We start from the raw sequence: 1,343 nt of genomic DNA, 5'->3' as shown, positions 1-1,343 counted from the left end.
CCCCCTTCCCCTACCCCAGCCCCAGAAGAAGAGAGGGGGGCTGAGGCCGTCGTCATCGAACCCGCCGAGGCACTCGAGCAGCAGCGGCCTGACGGCCTCCACTCCATCCCTGACGACTTCCACCTGAACGACACCATGCGCCGCTTCGCCGCCAGCACCTATCCGCAGCTCGACCCCGACTTCGAGACCCAGCAGTTCATCTCCTACTGGCGGGCCGAAGGCCGCAAGAAGCGCAACTGGCACGAGGCCTGGCGCAAGTGGCTCGGAGACTCCGCCAAGCGCGCCAGCGAACGACGCCAGACCGGCAACGTCATCCAGCTCCCCAGCGGCCAGACCCTCACCGGCACCGACGCCAAAGTCGCCGGCTGGCTGGCCCTCGCCTCAGGAGAGGAAAACTCGTGACCCCCGACGACGCAGCCAAGCTCCTCGCCTCGTGCGCCGCCTTCGACAACCGGCAACCGTCGCAGATCGCGATGCGCGCCTGGGCGACATCTCTCAAGGACGTTCCGCTCGACCAGGACTGCTTCGACGCCGTCGCCCGCTTCTATGGCACCCCGCCAAAGGAAGCCGGCCAGCGCCTGTGGATCCAGCCGCACGACGTCCGCTCCTGGCGCGACATCATCCGTAAGGAACGCCTCGAGAACTTCGTCTACGACGGCAATCCAGACGAGTCACCCAAGCAGTACCTCGCCAACTACCGCCGCCAGATGGACGCCGTCGCCTCCGGCCGTGTTGCTGGCCCTGCGGAAACGCCCGCCCTCGAAGGCAGCTTCCACCCTCAAGTCCTGGCGCGCCTCGAAGAGGAACACGGCTTCAACGGTGTCGGCCAGCAGATCCCCGGCGGCGAAGAGGCTGCCGCGGCAGTGAAGCGCTCCGGGCCTCTCGGCGTCGAATGTCCGGTCCCGGCCTGCCAAGCGCCGATCGGCCGGCCGTGTAAGTCAGCCCTCCGCAGCCGGGCGAGCAAGGTCATACATGCGGCCCGTCGCCGCGCAGCCCAGGGCCAGCCCGTGACGAGCGAGTCGCCGGAAGAGATCGAGCGCCGTCGTTCCGCTTCCCTGGCCAGCCTCGAACGGATCATCGCCAACCAGGAAGCCGCCCGCGAGGAGGCCCTCGGTGAGTGACGACTTCAGCACCGAGGACATCGCGGCCATGCGGCGTGAGGGCGACCTGTCCAGCTTCCTCCGCGAACAACTCCGGGCAGGCCGGGACCGGACATTCGACGCCGAGAGGCCCGGAGCGCTTCACTGCCGCGGCAGCCTCTTCGCCGCCGGGGATCTGCTGGCCGACACCGTTGAAGCCGTGTTCCTCTTCGAGGCGCGCCAGGACTTGAGGGTGGAAGCTGC

The 1,343-nt window shown here is 68.4% G+C and carries 2 protein-coding genes and 1 pseudogene; all 3 read left to right on the top strand.

Annotated elements, in window-relative coordinates; translation table 11 throughout:
- Positions 1–402, top strand: a 402-nt coding sequence (locus tag EAO70_RS38360; RefSeq protein WP_187284180.1) for a hypothetical protein, incomplete at its 5' end; no start/stop codon positions are given.
- On the top strand, positions 399–1,121 hold the full coding sequence (locus tag EAO70_RS35450; RefSeq protein ID WP_148006916.1) for a hypothetical protein: 723 nt from the start codon (positions 399–401) through the stop codon (positions 1,119–1,121). The genes EAO70_RS38360 and EAO70_RS35450, both read left to right, overlap by 4 nt.
- Positions 1,114–1,343, top strand: a pseudogene (locus EAO70_RS35445) (hypothetical protein); the annotation flags it as partial. The gene EAO70_RS35450 and the pseudogene EAO70_RS35445, both read left to right, overlap by 8 nt.

The sequence above is a fragment of the Streptomyces sp. adm13(2018) genome (assembly GCF_008042145.1).
Taxonomy (GTDB): Bacteria; Actinomycetota; Actinomycetes; order Streptomycetales; family Streptomycetaceae; genus Streptomyces.
This window is presented reverse-complemented; position numbering and strand designations above follow the sequence as displayed.